Source organism: Erythrobacter cryptus DSM 12079 (assembly GCF_000422985.1).
Taxonomy (GTDB): domain Bacteria; phylum Pseudomonadota; class Alphaproteobacteria; order Sphingomonadales; family Sphingomonadaceae; genus Erythrobacter; species Erythrobacter cryptus.
Genome location: NZ_AUHC01000033.1, coordinates 1 through 2,172, shown reverse-complemented (window position 1 = coordinate 2,172; position 2,172 = coordinate 1). Strand labels below are relative to the sequence as shown.

Genomic DNA, 2,172 nt, shown 5'->3' with positions numbered 1-2,172 from the left:
ATCCTGACCCAGCTCAGCCAGCCTCCGCCGCCAACATGCCCCCACTGCCGTAGACGATGGCGACGATTGATCCTTAGAAATCTGCCAAAGTAGTGTTAGGTGAGCGCGATGTCGGGTGTATTTTTCTTTCTTCATGCTGACAAGGTGATAGCGTGCGTCCACATGGTGCACCTCACCAATGACGCCCGAGGCGAGATTGGAGAGCAGATAAAGCCCGGCCCCGCCGACATCGTTGATCGTGACGTTGCAGCGAAGCGGCGCATTGATCTCATTCCACTTTGAGGATATAGTGGATCCTACCGATCCCGCTGGCTGCCAGGTTTTTGATCGGCTCGGCGCTGATCGCGTTGACGACGAAATCGATCGTCTCCCACCACGCCTTGAACGTGGCGAAGGCCGCATCGAGCGACATTATTCGCGAAACATCGCATAAATACGGTGAAATCGCTGCCGAGCTGCTTGGCAAGCGGGATCACCCGCTTGACCAGCACCTCGCCCTTATAGAAGGAGGCGAGGTCAATCCCCTGTTCCCTTAGCTTGCGGGCACTCCTAGGTCAGCGACTTGTCATTGGCAAGCGCTATTATGAGGCCGCGCTTTCCTGCCATTAATCCGCTCATTCCAGCTTCTTCTCGCTTGTCTCGCTGAGCGACAATCGTTCTTGCGCCAGCGCCCGCGTTCGCAGATCGTCAGCCCGGGCAAGGGCCTCGTCACTCTGCCGCCGCGCCTGCGGCCAGGCTTGCCACCCAGCGCCCGGCCATGAAGGCCGCAAAGGCAAGCCCGATGGCCATCAGCCGGCCGATATTGTCGATCAGCAGCCCGAGCGCCTGTCCGAGCGGGCCGGAGCGGCGGGTAAGCTCGGCAAGGCCATCGGCGATTGCGGTCAGCACCGGGGCAGCAGCCACGGTCAGCTGGTTGACCAGCCCCTGCCAGACCAGCTGCAGCCGGGCGATGGCATCGCCCGCTTCCTCGATGGCAGCGGCATCGGTCTGCGAGACCGCCACCCCGAAGTCGGTCACATCCCGCGCGGCCTGCCTGAGCGTGGCCGTATCGATCCGCATGAAGGCGAGCGCAGCCCGGTTGCCGAACAGGTCGCTTGCCACCGCTGCCCGCTCGGCGGGCGGCACGAAGCGCTCGAGTGCGGCGCGGATGGCAATGATCCGCTCGTCGACCGGCAGGGCCTGGAGCGCCTCGGCCGAGAGCCGCAGGCGCTGCAGCGCGCTCACCGCCGTGCCACTGCCGGCGGCCGCCTCGCTCAGGCGGCGGGTGAGCTGGAAGGTCGCCTGCTCGATCTCCCCCATCGACACGCCGGCAAGCTCACCCGCCCATTGCAGCGTCTGCACGCTGGCGACCGTGGTGCCGATCGACTGGGCGAGCTTGGCCTGGGAGTCGACGAGCTCGAGGCCGGAGCGCACCATGGCCACCACCCCGGTGGCAAAGGCTGCGGCCATGGCAGCCGCGGCGATGCGGATGCGGGCCTGCAGCGCCGCCGTGCGGTCGCTGGCCGCGTCCATGCCGCGCGCGAGGCGCTGGGTGCTGCGCTCGCCGGCCTCGCCGATCCCCTCGAGCTCAGCGCGCACCTCGCGCCCGCCCACCACCGCAAGGCGAACCGAGACGCGTTTGTCAGCCATGGGCCGGGATATCCTTGCTTTCAGGCAAAGCCGAAGGGCACAAAGGAGAGGTATGGCAGGTGCGGCATCAGACTATGACAGCGACGGGCGTTCTCTCGAAAAGGTTCACGCTCACGGTTCCGGAAAGCATACGAGCAATGCAGGGCTGGCAGCCGGGGCAACGGTTTGCCCTTGTGCCGAAAGGCTCCGGCGTCTTGCTGATGCCGGTGCCCGACAAGGCAAGCCTCGAAGGCATGGCGAAGGGCGCAAGGGCCGAGAACTTCCGTGACCGGAGCGCGTGACCGGCGCTCCTCACCCCTCGGCTGCGATCTGCGCATTGATGGCGCGCACCATCATGGCCTCGATCGCGGGCAGGAACTCGGCTGCGGCGCGCCGGTCGATGCCGAGCGCCTCGGCCATGGCAAGCGCTGCGGCCATGTCGAGCCCGATGACGGCACCGGGCACTGCCCGCAGCTGGCCGGACAGGCGCTGCGCCAGATCCCAGACCAGCCAGCCCTCGAGCGTATGCGGGCGGTTCAGGACGGCAGGGCACTGCCCGCAGGC

The 2,172-nt window shown here is 66.3% G+C and carries 3 protein-coding genes and 1 pseudogene; 1 reads left to right on the top strand and 3 read right to left on the bottom strand.

From position 1 onward, the window contains the following. Positions 1–95: 95 nt before the first annotated feature. Both G524_RS16720 and G524_RS0112145 read right to left on the bottom strand, forming a co-directional pair. Positions 96–618, bottom strand: a pseudogene (locus G524_RS16720) (SDR family oxidoreductase). Between the two features lie 90 nt (positions 619–708). Then, the gene (locus G524_RS0112145) at positions 709–1,629 is read right to left on the bottom strand and encodes a hypothetical protein (RefSeq protein WP_027443933.1); all 921 of its coding nucleotides are present in this window, start codon (positions 1,627–1,629) and stop codon (positions 709–711) included. 137 nt (positions 1,630–1,766) lie between these two features. Between G524_RS0112145 and G524_RS0112140 the strand changes: the two genes are divergently transcribed. Continuing rightward, positions 1,767–1,910 (top strand): hypothetical protein, encoded by a 144-nt coding sequence (locus G524_RS0112140; protein ID WP_211219371.1) that lies wholly within the window; start codon positions 1,767–1,769, stop codon positions 1,908–1,910. A gap of 10 nt (positions 1,911–1,920) precedes the next feature. Here G524_RS0112140 and G524_RS17015 read toward each other — a convergent pair. Beyond that, positions 1,921–2,172, bottom strand: a 252-nt coding sequence (locus G524_RS17015; protein WP_211219373.1) for a DUF7697 family protein, incomplete at its 5' end; no start/stop codon positions are given.